Origin of the sequence: Streptosporangium sp. NPDC023615 (assembly GCF_040640155.1) — a bacterium.
Lineage (GTDB): Bacteria > Actinomycetota > Actinomycetes > Streptosporangiales > Streptosporangiaceae > Streptosporangium.
Map to the genome: position 1 here is coordinate 52,314 of NZ_JBFABE010000043.1, position 15,274 is coordinate 67,587.

The 15,274-nt window shown below is 69.2% G+C and carries 18 protein-coding genes and 1 CRISPR repeat array (1 of these 19 running past the window's edge); of the genes, 15 read left to right on the forward strand and 3 right to left on the reverse strand.

Annotated features, from left to right (window positions below; all coding sequences use genetic code 11):
• Positions 1–291: direct repeats of the CRISPR family, unit length 28 nt; it begins 1,920 nt to the left of the window's first position.
• Between the two features lie 681 nt (positions 292–972).
• The gene (locus AB0G16_RS25975) at positions 973–1,833 is read left to right on the forward strand and encodes a ParA family protein (RefSeq protein ID WP_362810025.1); all 861 of its coding nucleotides are present in this window, start codon (positions 973–975) and stop codon (positions 1,831–1,833) included.
• Positions 1,830–2,648, forward strand: coding sequence for a hypothetical protein (locus tag AB0G16_RS25980; protein ID WP_362810028.1), 819 nt, complete (start codon positions 1,830–1,832; stop codon positions 2,646–2,648). Before AB0G16_RS25975 ends, AB0G16_RS25980 begins: the two co-directional genes overlap by 4 nt.
• A gap of 104 nt (positions 2,649–2,752) precedes the next feature.
• Here AB0G16_RS25980 and AB0G16_RS25985 read toward each other — a convergent pair whose 3' ends face one another.
• The 3 genes from AB0G16_RS25985 to AB0G16_RS25995 form a co-directional block, all read right to left on the reverse strand.
• Positions 2,753–3,490 (reverse strand): protein phosphatase 2C domain-containing protein, encoded by a 738-nt coding sequence (locus tag AB0G16_RS25985; RefSeq protein WP_362810030.1) that lies wholly within the window; start codon positions 3,488–3,490, stop codon positions 2,753–2,755.
• A gap of 6 nt (positions 3,491–3,496) precedes the next feature.
• Positions 3,497–4,309, reverse strand: coding sequence for a GntR family transcriptional regulator (locus AB0G16_RS25990; protein ID WP_362810033.1), 813 nt, complete (start codon positions 4,307–4,309; stop codon positions 3,497–3,499).
• A gap of 223 nt (positions 4,310–4,532) precedes the next feature.
• A complete protein-coding gene (locus AB0G16_RS25995; RefSeq protein WP_362810036.1) occupies positions 4,533–5,309 on the reverse strand; it encodes a GntR family transcriptional regulator in 777 nt (258 codons plus the stop codon).
• A gap of 262 nt (positions 5,310–5,571) precedes the next feature.
• Here AB0G16_RS25995 and AB0G16_RS26000 point away from each other — a divergent pair, with 262 nt between their 5' ends.
• From AB0G16_RS26000 to AB0G16_RS26060, 13 genes are all read left to right on the forward strand, one after another.
• On the forward strand, positions 5,572–5,763 hold the full coding sequence (locus AB0G16_RS26000) for a helix-turn-helix domain-containing protein (protein WP_362810039.1): 192 nt from the start codon (positions 5,572–5,574) through the stop codon (positions 5,761–5,763).
• Positions 5,763–6,338, forward strand: a complete 576-nt coding sequence (locus tag AB0G16_RS26005) for a hypothetical protein (protein ID WP_362810042.1) — start codon at positions 5,763–5,765, stop codon at positions 6,336–6,338. The genes AB0G16_RS26000 and AB0G16_RS26005 overlap by 1 nt, the downstream gene beginning before the upstream one ends.
• A 47-nt stretch (positions 6,339–6,385) precedes the next feature.
• Positions 6,386–6,577 carry a hypothetical protein gene (locus AB0G16_RS26010; RefSeq protein ID WP_362810046.1) on the forward strand — a complete coding sequence of 64 codons (192 nt, stop codon included), beginning with the start codon at positions 6,386–6,388 and terminating at the stop codon, positions 6,575–6,577.
• Entirely contained in the window at positions 6,574–8,040 is a 1,467-nt protein-coding gene (locus tag AB0G16_RS26015; protein ID WP_362810049.1) for a DUF2637 domain-containing protein, read from the forward strand. Before AB0G16_RS26010 ends, AB0G16_RS26015 begins: the two co-directional genes overlap by 4 nt.
• Positions 8,037–8,447, forward strand: a complete 411-nt coding sequence (locus AB0G16_RS26020; RefSeq protein ID WP_362810052.1) for an SsgA family sporulation/cell division regulator — start codon at positions 8,037–8,039, stop codon at positions 8,445–8,447. Before AB0G16_RS26015 ends, AB0G16_RS26020 begins: the two co-directional genes overlap by 4 nt.
• Positions 8,444–8,725: a hypothetical protein gene (locus AB0G16_RS26025; RefSeq protein WP_362810055.1), complete on the forward strand. Its 282-nt coding sequence runs from the start codon at positions 8,444–8,446 to the stop codon at positions 8,723–8,725. Before AB0G16_RS26020 ends, AB0G16_RS26025 begins: the two co-directional genes overlap by 4 nt.
• Positions 8,725–9,288 carry an ATP-binding protein gene (locus AB0G16_RS26030; protein WP_362810058.1) on the forward strand — a complete coding sequence of 188 codons (564 nt, stop codon included), beginning with the start codon at positions 8,725–8,727 and terminating at the stop codon, positions 9,286–9,288. Before AB0G16_RS26025 ends, AB0G16_RS26030 begins: the two co-directional genes overlap by 1 nt.
• Positions 9,285–9,581: a hypothetical protein gene (locus AB0G16_RS26035; RefSeq protein WP_362810061.1), complete on the forward strand. Its 297-nt coding sequence runs from the start codon at positions 9,285–9,287 to the stop codon at positions 9,579–9,581. The genes AB0G16_RS26030 and AB0G16_RS26035 overlap by 4 nt, the downstream gene beginning before the upstream one ends.
• Complete coding sequence (locus AB0G16_RS26040) at positions 9,578–9,931, forward strand: hypothetical protein (protein ID WP_362810064.1); 354 nt, start codon at positions 9,578–9,580, stop codon at positions 9,929–9,931. Before AB0G16_RS26035 ends, AB0G16_RS26040 begins: the two co-directional genes overlap by 4 nt.
• A gap of 70 nt (positions 9,932–10,001) precedes the next feature.
• Positions 10,002–10,388 carry a hypothetical protein gene (locus AB0G16_RS26045; protein WP_362810066.1) on the forward strand — a complete coding sequence of 129 codons (387 nt, stop codon included), beginning with the start codon at positions 10,002–10,004 and terminating at the stop codon, positions 10,386–10,388.
• Positions 10,388–12,577, forward strand: a complete 2,190-nt coding sequence (locus AB0G16_RS26050) for a hypothetical protein (RefSeq protein WP_362810069.1) — start codon at positions 10,388–10,390, stop codon at positions 12,575–12,577. Before AB0G16_RS26045 ends, AB0G16_RS26050 begins: the two co-directional genes overlap by 1 nt.
• Before the next feature lie 58 nt (positions 12,578–12,635).
• A complete protein-coding gene (locus AB0G16_RS26055; protein WP_362810072.1) occupies positions 12,636–13,100 on the forward strand; it encodes a hypothetical protein in 465 nt (154 codons plus the stop codon).
• A 349-nt stretch (positions 13,101–13,449) separates the two neighbouring features.
• Positions 13,450–15,274 (forward strand): DNA translocase FtsK 4TM domain-containing protein (locus AB0G16_RS26060; RefSeq protein ID WP_362810075.1); only part of this gene is annotated, 1,825 nt, incomplete at its 3' end.

Consider the following 15,274-nt stretch of genomic DNA (forward strand, 5'->3'; position numbering starts at 1 on the left):
AAGTACGGCCCACAAATACGTCGACCGCGCACCCGTGGGGATGGCTCCAGCCCCTTGACCTGGATCGGGTCGGACTGGACGTCGGCCCCGCACCCGCAGGGATGGTCCCCAGTTCGACTCCGCGATGGCCGCCCAGGCCAGGTCGGCCCTGCACCCGCGGGGATGCTTCCGAGCGTGACGGCGTGGCCGGTGAGCGCAACTTGTCGGTCCCGTACCCGCGGGGATGGTCCTCGCTCGGCGAGGAGCTGCATGCCGACGAGACCGTTGGCCCTGCGCCCGCGGGGATGTTCCCTCGCCGCTCGGTAGTCCGTTGAGGGCTGGAGCCTGCTCACCCAGGCGACAGCAGAGCCTGCCCCACCGTGACCTGGTCGCCGCCTAGGTGGCTCTATACCGTCCAGGAATGGGCAAAAGTCGGGTCCGGTCCTACATACGCACGCTGCCCAGCGGTAGACGAATCCGTGTGCGTGGCCACTCCCGCAGAACCGCAGCGAAAGCGGCTGGAATTAGTGTTGCCGTCGTCCTGGCTATCGTCGTCGTCATGATTACCCTCTCGGTCCGCTCATCGACGAGCGACCCAGCGCGGGGCCCGGGGCAGGGTGTCCCTGCCGAAACCAGCACAGCTCCCGCGAACCCCGTAACCGAACCCCCACCGCCAGACCCGACTTGATCTCCCTCGGCCCCTCCGGCAAGGGCAGGTGCGTCCAGAGTGGGTTAGCTCGGAGAGGAGGGGCAAATCACGTCGAGGTTGGTCCAGGTCAGTCCCTACACTCACCACCGCACCGTCGCCGCACGGCGCCCGCTATGCTGAAGGCGCGAAAGAGTTCCACGAGGGCCACCCCACGGGGTGGCCCTCGTGCTTTGTCCCGTACTTTCCGCACCGTATCTCTAGGATGGTGCGCGCGTGCCGTGTGGTGCGCGGACTCTTTCGCAGGAGACGATCATGCAGAACCCCCACGCTGGCAGCTGGTCAAGATGACCCTTGCTCTGCCTGTTCCTCCGGTTCTGGACGAGCTGCCCACATGGCTGCAGCCTCGCATCCCAGACCTGTTCAGCCCGTTGAAGACACCCTGCCGGCTTTGCTGCATCATGCAGAAGGGCGGAACCAGCAAGACCACCACCACGGTCTGCTTGGCATGTGAGCTCGCCCTCATGGGATTCAAGGTGCGAATTTGGGACCTTGACCCTCAAGAGGGCAGCGCCACCTCCTGGATGCCTCCCCAGACCGGTGTTTCTGGCACCCCCCGGAACCTGCTCCACATGTTCAAGGGCGAAGCGTCACCGGATGAGGTCACCTATCCCACGGCGGTTCCGAATCTGTCCATCGTCCCCTCGTACACGAGCCTCAAGCAGGCAGAAGTCGACAGCGAAATCGTGGGCGTCGAACAGGGAGTCGCCTGGGGCATCGAGAACAGCACCGAGACCTTCGACGTGGAGATCGCCGATTGTGGGCCCTCGCTCGGCAAGTTGACCGTCGCGGGCATGATCGCCTGCCCTGAACTGATCATTCCGCTCAAGGCGTCCGGGCTCGACATGCGCTCGATGACCAGCTTGAACCGGACCATCGAGCTCACCAAGCGGGTCCAACCGAAGCTGAACCGCCGTGCTGTTCTCCTGGCTGAAGTACTGAAGACCAACCTCACCCGAGCGATGTTCGACCTCATGTGTAGGGACTTTCCCGAAGCGCTGGTGATGGGGGTGCGCTCGTCGACCGCCGCGCGAGAGGCACCTCTGCCTCACATCCTGAAGCCGCTGCACGAGTACGCACCTGAGGCCACCGTACGACTTGACTATCAATTCCTCGGGGCCGCGCTTGTCGAGAGGAGGACTGCATGAGCGGGAACCCTAAGACGTTCAACCTGGGGTCGACCCTCTCGGACACTGCTGGCCTGATAGATGATCTGTTCCGCGACGGACAAGATCAGGCGGCGCCACCCGTGCCAGTTCAGTCCTCCCCGGCCAACGCTGGCGAGGCCACTGGTTTAGAACAAACAGAAGCCGGGGTTCTCGCCTCCGTCGATGACAAATTTGTCATCGCTTCGGCCGCCGATCCGTTCACCCGCAAACTGGCCGCTGGCGTCATACCGACCCTGGAGGACTGCGAGCAGCACATCGTCGCTCTCACTACACAGTGGCTCCTCGGCGTCGGCCGCGCCCTGGTTGTGATCCGCGACTACGAGCGGTTTCTCGAGAAGGGCTACTCGTCCTTCACTAGCTACATCCGGGCTGAGCACCAGTGGCACCCCACCTACGTCTCCCGGGTCATCGCTGATATCCCCGTGCTGGAAGCCCTGTCCCGCCATGGTGTCGATCGCGATGTGAACGAGGGGCAGGCGACCGCATTGCGACCCGTCTGGGAGAAGCACGGCGAGGAAGCCCTGTTCGAGGTATGGGACGCGACTCCTGGCAAACGGTCCGCTGCCGCTCTTGAGCAAACCGCTCGCGCCAAGGGCTATCTCGATCAGCTTGCCACCTCGCACAAACCAACTACGACCTTCGCCGCGGAGGCCGGAAAGCTCCGTGCGATCCTCCAGCGAGTCGTGAAGCGGGACCTTGCCCAGACCGCCGCCAGCGAAGACCCTGACGAGGTCAAGAAGGTGGTCGCCGAGTTGCGCGTCTTACTCGACGAGATCGAGAAGAAGACGCTGTAGTGAAAACTGGAGGCCTTGGCCACAAGACCAGGGCCTCCTCATTCTCGAACATCAGCAAGGTCCTCTAATGGAGACTGGTGGACCCCACGTTCGAGGTTGATATGTCAATCCAGACCGTTTCGTACATCGATGACGATCACGGTGACGTTGTCGTGACCGCCCTGGTCGATGGCTAGCTTGATGAGGTAATCGGCGACTTCGTCCGGAGAAGTCGACGACCGTAGGGCGTCTTGGATGAGTTCGTGGGGCACGAACGAGCTCAGCCCGTCCGAGCACAACAGGATCCGATCACCGGATCGGAGCTCCCGGACGGTGAGGTCGGGGGAGCGGCCATCGGTCCGGCCGTCCAGGAAGCGGGCGATGCGGCCGGGCAGGTTCGGCACGCTGCCGGCATCCGCCACCAGGTTCCCGTAGGTGTGGTCCTCGGTGATCTGGACGAGCTCAGCAGTCTCGCGGGCGTCAGCGCCGCGCAGCAGGTACGCGCGGGAGTCGCCGACGTTCGCCATGACGGCCGTCGATCCGGACCACAGCATCGCCACCAGCGTGGTGCCCATGCCCTCCAGGCCGGGGTCGGCTTCTATCGTGCGGCGCAGGGCCTGGTTGGCGTCGTAGACCGCTTGGCCCAGGACGGCGAACAGGTCGGTCGGGCCGGTCAGCCTGTTCTGCTGGTCGTGAGGTCGCACGGCCTCGATCGCGGCGGCGCTGGCGATGTCGCCAGCAACACGGCCGCCGAGACCGTCAGCGACCGCGAACAAGGACTGACCTGCATAAAAGGCGTCCTCGTTACGTCGGCGCACGAGCCCGACATGAGTGCGGGCCGCTGCTTCAACGATGACAGTCATAGCCGCTCACCTGTCCGTCTCGGTGTCGTCGGGCCAAGGATCTTGGGCGGATTCATCGCGGTGCAGAACGTGCACGGTCTCGACCCGGTCGCTGGCCACGATGTACTCCGTCACCTCTATTGGCTGGCCGTCGCGTCCCGACGTGCCGATGCGCACGATCTCCAGGACGGGCAGGGTGTCCGGGATCTTCAACAGGCCGGCTTCGTCCTTGGTGGGCATCCTGGCCCGGTGGATCTCCATCCAGCTGATCGGCCAGTGTCCCGCCTTCTCCAGTCGATACAGCCAGTCCCCGGGGCCGGGAGCTTGAGTGGCGACCTCTGCCGCGTCAGCGACACCGCGCGGATGGATCCACGAGATGTTGATCTGGAATGGAGGCTCCGATTCGGGGCCGGTGACCCGGAACCGGCGCATCACCTCTGCGCCTACCGGGACTCCTAGCAGCTTCGCGATGCGCGAGTCGGTGAGCGGTTCAGGGCCTGCGACCGGCGGGACGTGGTGCTTCCATACCTCCTGTCCGGACGCTGATGGGAACGAGTAGCCAGGGTTGTCGGTGGCGAGATTCCGCTTCACCAGGTTGCCCCGCGGCCTGCGCAGCCGCATCGTGCCCTGCCGGACCGTGGTCCCCCGCCGCGGGGTGGATACCAGCAAGCCCTCGGTTTCAAGCTCGTGGACGGCGGCCGCGACAGACCCTCGCGCTGCCCCGTAGTGGGCAGCCAGATCGGCCATGCGAGGGATGGTCTCGCCAGGTTGCCACTCGCCACTTTGGAGGCGTCGTCGCAGGTCATCGGCGATTTTCTTGTATCGCGCTGCCCCAACCATGATCCCCTCCCTCCTTCTAGAGTATTTGTTTGAACATATTGACAGTCAGGGGATCTTGTGGGCAACATTCCAATTGTTTGAACAAATCCTAGTGCCCCTGCGATCCCCTGCCAATGTCCGGTTCGGGAACGCGTGCGGCCCCAGCGATTCGAGCGCTGGGGCCGCACGCCTCTCCGGCTTACCGACGGGAGGAACAGTCGTGAAGAAGTCCGTGGACCATGGTCTAGGCCAAGGGCTCGGCGGGATACCTGTACCGCAACGACCACTGGTGAGTGGGCATCACGTACACCGTCGCCTTGACCGGTCGGTCGTCGCCAGTCCAGCCGATGTGCAAGATCTCGTAGACCCGCTGGTCCTCGCTCATCTTCAGGAAGCCGGCCTCCTCGGGCGCTGGTGGGCGCACGGTGATGCGCTCCTCGATCTCGACCTGGGCGTGTCCGAGTTCGGCCAGCCGGCTGCTGATTCCGCCCACGCCAGAGTCGAGTTCCGCGATCGGAGTATCGGCGCCGATGCTCAGCGGGATGTAGCTGGTGGCGATCTGGATCGGTATGTCGTCAGCAAACATGTGCCGGGCTCGCACAATCACACTGTCGGTTCCGGCGTCAACGCCAAGCACTTCAGCGACAACGTCCGGCGGCCGCCCCGGACCGACCGAGTTGTCCGAGCGCAACCGGTACCCCAACTCGGCAAGTTCGGTTGCCAAGGAGCCACGGCTACCGCCACGTTCACGATGAGCTCGGCTGTGCCGGACGGCAGCGTCGCGAACAATGGGCGGCAGTTCGGTGACGAACATCCCCTTGCCGCGATGGATGCGCACAAGTCCTTCGGCGACCAAAACCCGAATGGCGTCGTTGACCGTAGCCCGGGAGACGCCCAACTGCTCTGCCAGCTCTTCCTCTTTCGGCAGGGCTTCCCCTCTGGGGTGGTCGCCGCGTTGGACGGCCGCGCGTATCGCGTCAGCGACCTGCCGAAATTTGCTCCGGTTCGGGGTGATGCTCATGGCGCCACTCTATCGACTAGGTACCGCCTACTTGACAAGAGGCGGGCATGCATCGTCTACTCAAGGGGTTAGGCGGTACGTACCGCCTAACGCCCTATAGGCCCCGCGATACCCCGTAAATGTCCGATTCGGGAAAGCAAAGCGGCCCCGGCGATTCGAGCGCCGAGGCCGCACAGGGCCGCCTGTCTCTCCACTTGCCAGCAGGGAGGAACGACCCGTGATCAAAGAGCCTACCGAGCGTCTTCGACTCCGGGAACGGCTGATGACCCCCCGTGAGGTGGCGCGCCTCTTCGGCGTCGAGCCCACCACGGTCATCGACTGGGCCAAGAACGGCAAGCTCAAGTCGACTCGCACCCCCGGTGGCCGCCACCGCTTCCACCCCGCCGACGTCGAGGCCGAAATGGCCGCCACCGAGGCCGCCGAGGCCGACGCCCTCCAGGCGGTGAGCGTCTGATGGTCACCTCCTACCGCCTTCGCTACCCGACGCTGGCCGCGATGGCCGGCGAGGGTCCGCTGGCCGATGTCCGCCTTGAGGTCTCCTACGAGCGGCCGACCTTCCACGGTCACGAGCGGCTGACCGTACGGCCCGGTGTGGTCGACGAGGCCGCGATCGAGCTGTACGCCTACAGCTCTTGTGCCGTGCTGGCCCGCGCGCTGCACTGGCGCACCGGCTGGCCGCTGGCCCTGCTGGAGGTCCCCGGGCCGCCGTGGCGCTGGGCGCACGTCGCGGTGATCACTCCGGCCGGGGACGTCCTGGACATCTACGGGGTGCGCCCGGTCGAGCAGGTCCTGGCCGACGTCGAGCGCGAGCACGACCTGCAGATCCACCTGCGCCCTATCCCCACCCTGGGTGAGCTGTTCACGCTCATCGGCGAGCGCGAGGCCGACCGGCGGGCATGGCTTTCCGGGAGTGGCACCCCGCCGCTGGTCATCGAGCTCTCCGGCGTCTTCGCCGACCTGCTGCTCGCCTGGGCCGAGGCCGTCGAGGCCGTCGGGGCCGCCGGGGCCGCCGGGGCGGTGAGCATCTGATGCAGGTCTTCGTCGTGATGACTCTGGCCAAGGTGACCGGTTCTGGCATGAAGCAGCTGACGATGTACCAGACGGTCACCGCTTCCCCGCAGTCCACCCGGGCCGCGCTGTTCGACTGGATGCTGCAGAAGGCGCCCGAGGACATGCAGGGCAGCAACGTGGTGTTCTACTCCGCCGAACCCAACGCCCTAGTCGCCCTGGCGGCCCCGGCCGCCGTTGAGGCGGTGAGCGGCTCATGAGCGGCACCTTCTACGACCCGCGGGCGCAGCGCGCGGTGGCCGGCGCTGAGGCCGAGCGGGCCCGCGCCGAGGCCGAGGCCACCCGGGCGCAGACCGCGATCGCCTTGGAGCGTGAGCGCCGCCTGCTGGATCGCCAGCACGCCCAAGACGAGCGGCAGCACCGTGATGAGCGGGCCCGCACCAAGGCCGCCGCGCGCAAGGAGCGGCGTGAGCAGTCCCGGCGTGACCGGGCCGCCCGCCGCGCCGCGGCTCGTCGTGGCGCCGGTGCCTTGGCCGCCGCGGTGGCCGAGCGGGCTCCGGTCATCGTGGGCGCTGTGGCGATGGGGGCGCCGATCGCGATCGCCTGGCGCGGCCAGCTGGAGTTCGCCACCGATGTGATGCACCTGGGCTTCATGGCGCCGGCCTTGCCGATCGCCCTGGAGGGCGGGGTGTGGTACCTGGCCTTCCTGGTTCATCGCGCGATCATGGCGAAGCTGCCGATCGGCCGCTACCGGGCCGCGACCTGGATGCTGGCGGGCATCGCGGCCGGCATGAATCTTTGGCACGGCATCCACGCCAACGGCGACGACGGCCTGCAGGTCGGGGTGATCCTCGCGCTGGCCTCCTTGCTGGGTATCGCCTTGTGGGAGCTGACCGCGTCGCTGACCCAGCAGACCACCACCAGGCGCAGCGCGGCGGAGATTCGCCGGGCGGCCTGGCGGCGGCTGCGCTACCCGCGGCTGTCGTGGTCGGCCGCCTCGATCCGCGCCTCGCGCGGTGAGAGCTGCTCGATCGAGGAGGCCTGGACGGCGGCGTGGATCGACCGTTTCGGCGTCGGCCCGTCCTCCTCGCGCCGGGATCGCAAGCTCGCCCGCTCGATCGTGTCGTATGAGAAGAAGGCCGATCGAGCCGCCGCCAAGGACGGCCGGCTCGTCATCGTCGACGGATCGATCGTCCGCCCCGGCGCCTCCACCGCGCAGCAGTCCGCCGAGGGCGAGGAGGCGATGGCCCGCCTCAAGGCCTTCTCCGCGCAGCGCCAGGACGTGGCCCGATCGATCGCGTTCCCCTCGATCGACCGCCCGCCAGTGCAGGCCGATCGTCTTGCGTCGATCGAGGCGGCATCGATCGATCGAGTCCCGGCGCGGCCGCGGAAGGCATCGTCCTCGGCCTCGATCGAGGCGCCTCGATCGAGCGGCCCGGACTCGATCACCGCACCTCGCCCCTCGATCGACGGGTCGATCGAGTCCCGATCGATCGAGGCCTCGATCGAGTCGGAGTCGCTGCTGGACCCGATCGATCCGGAGTATCCGAGTGCGCCGCGTCGATCGATCGAGGCGCACCGCACCGCGCTGCGCGCCGCGATCGGGGCCGGGCTCATCGATCCTCAGGAGGCCACCGCCGAGGGGATCCGCAAGATCCTGCGCTGCGCGCCCAAGACGGCGCAGACCCTGCGCGACGAGATCCGCATGGAGGTGTCGGCATGAAGCCCCAGGTGATCTACGACGTGCGTCTGTGGCCGGCCGACAGCCCCAAGACTCCGCTGTCGGCGGTGCTGACCTACAGCGCCGCGGACCCGCACGCGGTCGCCCTGCTGTTCACCTGCGGCCGCACCGTCACCGCCGAGTACATCTTCGCCCGAGACCTGCTCGCCGAGGGCCTGCGCGCCCCAGCCGGGCAGGGAGATGTGCTGGTGGCCCCGCACGAGGAGCTCGGCGACCTCTACCTGGCCATCACCCTGACCCCCGCGTCGGGCTACCCCTTCCTGCTCTACGCGGTCCGCGAGCTGGTCGTCGACTTCGTCGACCAGACCTTCCGGCTCGTGCCGCACGGCCGCGAGCAGGTCGACGTCGATGCCGCGATCGCCACGATCCTGGGCGAGGTGACCTCATGAGCACCACCATGAGCACCGTCCTGACCAGGAACAACGCGATGACCCGCCAGGAGCTGGCCCTCATGGTGGCCGAGTACGCCGAGCTGCTGGCCGCGGCCCGCGCCACGGTGGCGGCCGCGCAGCTGGGCGAGATCGACCCGCTGGTGCACCTGCGGCACGCGCTGTCCGCGCACGGCCAGCTCCCGCCGGCCGGGGCGCGCCCGGTGGTGCTGCTCGCGGCGTGCGCTGCCCCCGCCTTGCCGCCCCTGTCGGTGCTGACCTGCGGGGAGGTGGCGTGATGGCCGTCATCGTCACCCTCGCCTACGAGCGCGCCTTCCCCGGCGCCCCCGACCGGGTCGCCGAGGTGCGCTCCTGGACGCTGAGCTGCCTGCCCGCCGGGTGCCCGCGGGCCGATGACGTCGCCGTGGTGGTGTCGGAGCTGGCCACCAACGCCGTGCTCCACTCCGCATCCGGCGCGGCGAACGGCCGGTTCACTGTTCGCGCCGAGGTCGAGCCCGGCTCGACCCCGGAGGCGGGAACGGTCGCGCTGACCTGCACCGACCAGGGCCCGGCCCTGGTGCCGGCCTCCCGCGGGGAGGGGGAGTACCAGCGCGGCCTGGTCCTGGTGCGCGAGCTCGCCGACGCCTACGAGGTAACCGTCACCGAGGCCTGCCGCGCCGCCTGGTGCCGCCTGGACTGGCCGGTCATCACCGGCGCCCACCCCGGCCCGCACACGGCCGCACAGCAGGTCAGCGGCCCCGCACACCCCCCGCACAAGATCACCGCACATGCCCCGCACACGGCCGCACACGCCCCCGGCGAGCGCGCCGGCGGCCGTCACGCGCAGGAGGACGGCCGGTGAGCGCCCTCGTCGGCTGGCTGGCCGCGGCGTTCGCGCCGGGCTGGCCCGAGCGGGCCGCGCACGCCGTCGCGGTCGGGCTGCTGGCGGTGGCCGCGGTGCTGATCGCGTTCGCGCTGGCCGAGGAGAGCAGCCTGCGCGGCCGGCTGCGCGCCGTGGTGCGCTCCTGGGCCCGCTCGGCGGCCGAGACCACCACGGTGCAGGTCCTGGCCGATGGCACCTTCATCGCCTGCACCACCACCGAGCAGACCGCACGCCATCTGCTGCATGCGGTGATCCACGAGGAGGACCTGTGAGCAACCGCAGCGATGACCTGGGCACCCAGATGGTGCGCTTCGAGACGGCCGAGATCATCACCTCGCACGAGGCGTTCGAAAACCACCTCTACACCGTCCAGCAGATGGCCTGGACCCTGGCGCTGATGGTGGTCCAGGACGGTGAGATCGCCTCGACCTGGCTGCGCCACCACAAGCCCAAGAAGGGCAAGCGGGTGCCGTTGCTGGAGCGGGTCGCGCTGTCGCGGCGCACCAGGGCCCACAGCCGCAACGTCGCCGATGCGCTGCTGGAGGCCGTCAGCAGCGTGCAGAAGATGGCCGGCGTCCACGCCGAGTACCTCGGCGCCGAAAAGGCCTCCACCCCCAAGTAGCCGTTCCACCCCGCTGACCAGCGCCACCACCAGGCATGTGAGGTAGCCGATGTCCAAGCAGATCGATCTCGTGGAAGCCGCCAACGACTTCTGTGACAGCGACCTGGTGCGATCCCACCAGACCTTTCGCGACTACCAGGAAAACCTCCGGGCGATGCTGCTGAGCATCTCGCTGACCATGTCGGAGGACTCGCGCCAGGCCGCGGCCTGGCTGCGCCACCGCACCGCTCCTGATGGGCGCCGGGTGGGCTGGCTGCAGCGCATCTTCCTGGCCTCGCGATTGCGCGGACACGGCAACAACGCCGCCGAGGCCTTCCTGGAGGCGGCCAAGGCGGTGGTGCGGATGTCGGCGGTGCACGCCGAGTACATGCTCGCCGAGCAGCAGACCAACAAGACCACCGGCGCCGGCTCCGGCGCCAAGCGGCAGGGCCGCTACGAGACGAAGGACGGTGCGTGATGGGACGCAACAAGACCAAGCCGGCCACCACGCAGCAGGTGGTGCACGTGGAAAGCGTCGACCCCGCTAGCCGGATGGGCGGCGGGTGGCTGCTGGTGCACGGCTTGCCGCTGGTCACCCCGGGCATCGGGTGCGCGCTCTTCGCCGCGCTCATCGTTCTTGCCCACGCCAAGTGGGGCGGTGACCCGGTCTGGACGCCGCTGCTGAGCATCGCCCTGCTGCTGATCGGCGGCCTGATCACCTTCTTCGCCCACATGTCGGCCGGGCCGCGGCTGCTGCTGCGCATCCTGATGGTCGTCACCGGCTCCCTGGCCACCGGCGCCCTGGTGCTCGGCCTGGTGGTGGGCATGGCCGCGATCTGGCCCGCCTACATCCTGTGCAGCCTGATCGTGTGGGTGCTGTGGGTCATCTGGCGCGGCACCAAGTACGCCGGCGCCACCCCGGCCACCGACAGCGCGGGCAACCCGCTGCTGGAGGCCATCAAGCAGGCCCGGGTGCAGTTCGCCACCCCGACCGTCGACGAGCGCGGCGTGGTGCGAGCCAAGGTCGAGACGCTGCCCGGCGGCACCTTGGAGAACGCCCGCGCCCTGATGCCGATGATCTCGGCTGCGAGCCGGGCGGTGCCCGGCAGCACGAACCTGGCCGTCGACCTGGACGAAGACGGCCGCGGCGTCATCGAGATCGCCACCCGCGACAACCTCAAGCACGGCCTGGACTGGCCTGGCCTGGCCGGCCTGCAGCTGGGCTCGCTGCCTTGCGACCCGTTCGCGATCGGCGAGTACCAGACCGGCGTGTGTGAGGTGCAGATCGTCGGCGACTACAGCCGCGACAAGCGCGCCCCCGACATCAAGCACCTCAAGATCGGCGGCGTCACCGGCTCCGGGAAGAGCACCGGCGCCCAGACCTTCCTGGGCTCACAGATGGTCAAGCGCCGCCTGAACATCATCGGTATCGACCTGTCCAAGGGCCTGCAGACCTTCGGGGTGTTCACCCCCGGCCTGACCTGGCTGATCATCGAGGATGAGGAGGCGCGGCTGTTCCTGCACCGCCTCAAGCACGTCATCAAGGGCCGCACCAACCACCTGGCCAGCGAGGACCTGAAGCGCTGGTCGCCCGATTCCAGCCTGAACATGCTGGAGATCTGGGTCGAGGAGTCCAAGGAGTTCCGCCGCTTCCAGACCCTGTACTCCGACCTGGTCGCCGACGCCCGCTCGGCCGGCATCTTCTTCGTCAGCAGCACCCAGCACTGGAACTACCGCCACGCCTCCACCGACGCCCGCTCCAACCACGGCGCGGCCATCATGTTCGGCGTCGAAAACTACGACCAGGCCGAGCAGATCCTGCCCAAGGACGCACTGGAGGCGCTGGGCAAGAACCTGCAGTACTGGGGATCGAACAAGCCCGGCTACTGCTACGTGGCCGGCATGAGCATCCCGACCAACCGGTGGGGCTCGATGCTGCGCATCTACGAACCCACCACCGAGCAGCTGGCCGAGGTCGTCGCGGCCGGGGCCGCTTACCGCGATCCGATGGACCCCGTCACCGAGCAGCTGTTCGGAGAGCTGTTCGCCAACCGCACCCGCTACCCGCTGGGCGGCCTGAGTGGCTCTGAGAGCGCCAATCCGGCTTTCCGGGGTGCGGTAACCCTCACGGGCGCCTCCAGCGCTCCTGTAGCGCCTGCGGCGCCGCCGTCGACCCGGCGGCCCGCCAGCGCGACCGGGGACGAGGAGCAGGAGATGGCCGCGATGGCCGAGGAGGAGATCGCCGAGGAGCGCGAGGCGATGCGCCAGGCGCTGCGCGACTCGCGCCGCTACCACCTGGGCGAGGACGCCCGGCCCGAGGACCTGGCCGACGTCGACGCCGAGGAGGTCATCAGCGGCGTCATCGTCACCACCGGCACCGACGACGGCGACGAGGACGACACCGAGGACACCGAGTCGCAGGCGCCGCTGTCTCCCGAGGAGGCCCAGCGCGTCTGGGACCAGGCGCTGGACGGCTGGTACCGCGAGGGCCGCACCCACGTGCGCACCGCCGACCTGGTCGACCTGCTCGGCACGGTGCGCCGGGACCGGCGCTTCCTGTATCGCCAGCGCGACCGCTGGCAGGGACTGGGCTGCATCTCCCCCCGCGACAACGCCGACGGCTGGGACCTGATCGCCTCCCCGCTGGAGAGCGCCGCCCGCCGGTAGCCGACCGCACCAGCACCTGCCACGACCCGCACCACCAAGATCACCAAAGGAGGCCGAGATGGCTGACGAGACGACCGGCGCGATGAACGAGCAGGACAACACCGTTGAGCGCGAGGCGATGCGTGAGGCCCTCGCCGAGGCCCGGCGCCGCGACCTGGGCGCCGACGCCCGACCTGCGGACCTGGCCGACGTCGACGCCACCGACGTCATCAGCGGCGTCACCGTGACGACCGACGACCCCGACAACCTCGACGACGACAGCGACGACGAGCAGGCGCCGCCGTCGGAGGAGCAAGCTCGTCAGATCTGGGACGAGGCGCTGGAGGGCTGGCGCCGCGAGGGCCGTGACCGGGTGCACACCGCCGACCTGGCCGAGTTGCTGGCCGGCGTGCAGCGGGGACGCCGGTTCCTGTACGCGCAGGTCGCCCGCTGGCAGCAGGAGGGGCACCTGGTGGCCCGGCCCGAGGCCGACGGCTGGAACCTGATCCCCTCCCCGGCCCCCGACGCGCCTCACTCGCCGTGAGGCGGGCCGGGCGTGTGAGCGCGTGCACGCTGCGCGAGCGCCCGGCCCGCCTCAGGCAAAGTCACCGACAGCGAACCCCCGGTGTGCGGTGTGCGGCGGGCCGCTTTTTCTATAGGGCCGAAGGGGGTGTGCGGCCCCCGCACATGGCTGCGCACATGCCCCGCACACCCCGCCGCACAGGGTCCGCACACCCCCCGCACATCAACGCAGAGTAACCGCACGCCCAGCGCCGGGCCCCGCACATGTCCCGCACAAGCGCGAAGAGTAAACGCACAGTCACCAAAAGTGAGCACACATCGAGCGCACAGTAACCCACCGTCACCACCACCCCGTACGGAGAAGAGGAACCATGGCCACCCGATCCCGTAAACCCGCCGCCCGAAAAGGCCCGGCCACCATCCGCCGCCGTGCTCGCACCGTTCGCAGCGGCCCGCTGCTCGGCCTGGCCGGGATCGCGGTGAGCGTCGCCTGGAGGTGGCTGGCCCGCGGCACCGGCAAGAGCATCCGCGCCCTGGGCACCGGCCCGACCGGCCCGACCGGCTCGGCCGACCTGGGAGCCGCCTACCAGCGCGACGGCCTGGGCCTGGCCAGCGCCCTGGCCGCCGTGGTGGTGGCGCTACCGGCCTGGAACCTCGTCGGCGGCATCGTCGTCGACCTGATCGAGATCGCCGCCCGCGCCCTGATCGGCTCCCTGCTCGTCGCCGCCCCGCTGGCGTTCGCCGCGCTGGCCTGGCGGCTGCTGCGCGGCGGCGACTCCGAACTCACCCTGGTGCGACTGATGCTCGGCTCGATCGCGACCACCACGGGTGTTGCGGGCATCGTCCAGGTTCTGAACGGGCCGGGCGCCGAGGCGATGACCGCAGGCGGAGTGATCGGCTACGCCGTTGCCTCCCCCCTGGCGCTGCTGCTTCCCGTCCCGGCGAGCCTCGTGCTGCTGGTCGTGCTCGCCGCCTGGGGGCTGCTGGTGGCCACCCAGACCCCGGTCCGCCAGCTCCCCGCCCGCCTGGCCGGCCTGCGCACCCGCCGCACCGCCGGGACCCGGGGCCCGCGGTCGGACAACCCGCGCTACGCCACCGATGACACCGACGGCCCCGGCCGCGCCGACCACGGCGACAGCGCGGACGCCGCGGACGGCCAGGACGTCGACCAGGACGACGCGGTCGACGCGGTCACCTCGCGCCGTCTGGTCGAGGTCGACCCCGACCTGATCGGCGAGCGCGGCCCCTACGACACCCCGGTCCTGGGCGCCGCCCCCGGCACACCCGCCGCCACCGACGTCGCCTCGCTCACCGTCGAGGCTCCCGCCCCGGGGACGGCCGGGACGCCGGGGACGCCGGGGGTGCTGCCGAGCTTGGACCTGCTGCGCCGGGGCAGCGCGCCGCGTGCCTCCACCAAGGCCAACGAGGTTACCGTCGCCGCGATCGACACGGTGCTGGCCGACTTCAACATCAACGCCAGCGTGACCGGCTTCACCCGCGGCCCGACAGTGACCCGCTACGAGGTCGAGGTGGCTCCCGGCGTCAAGGTCGAGAAGGTCACCGGGCTGACCAAGAACATCGCCTACGCCGTGAAGTCGGCCGACGTGCGCCTGCTGTCGCCGATCCCCGGCAAGTCCGCGATCGGCGTGGAGATCCCCAACACCGACAAAGACCTCGTCTCCCTGGGTGACATCCTGCGCAGCGCGGCCGCCCTCGCCGAGCGCCACCCTCTGGTCGTCGGCCTGGGCAAGGACGTCGAGGGCAAGACGATCCTGGCCAACCTCGCCAAGATGCCGCACCTGCTGATCGCCGGCGCCACCGGCGCGGGCAAGAGCGTGTGCATCAACACCCTGATCTGCTCGGTGCTGATGCGCGCCACCCCCGACGAGGTGCGCATGGTGCTGATCGACCCCAAGCGGGTCGAGCTCAGCATCTACGAGGGCATCCCGCACCTGATCACGCCGATCATCACCAACCCCAAGAAGGCCGCCGAGGCCCTGGAGTGGGTGGTGGGGGAGATGGACCGGCGCTACGACGACCTCGCGGCCGCGGGGTTCCGCCACATCGACGACTACAACCGGGCCGTGCGCGCGGGCAAGGTCCCCACACCGTGCGGCGGCACCCCGCGCCAGCCCTACCCCTACCTGCTGGTCATCGTCGACGAGCTCGCCGACCTGATGATGGTCGCCCCCCGCG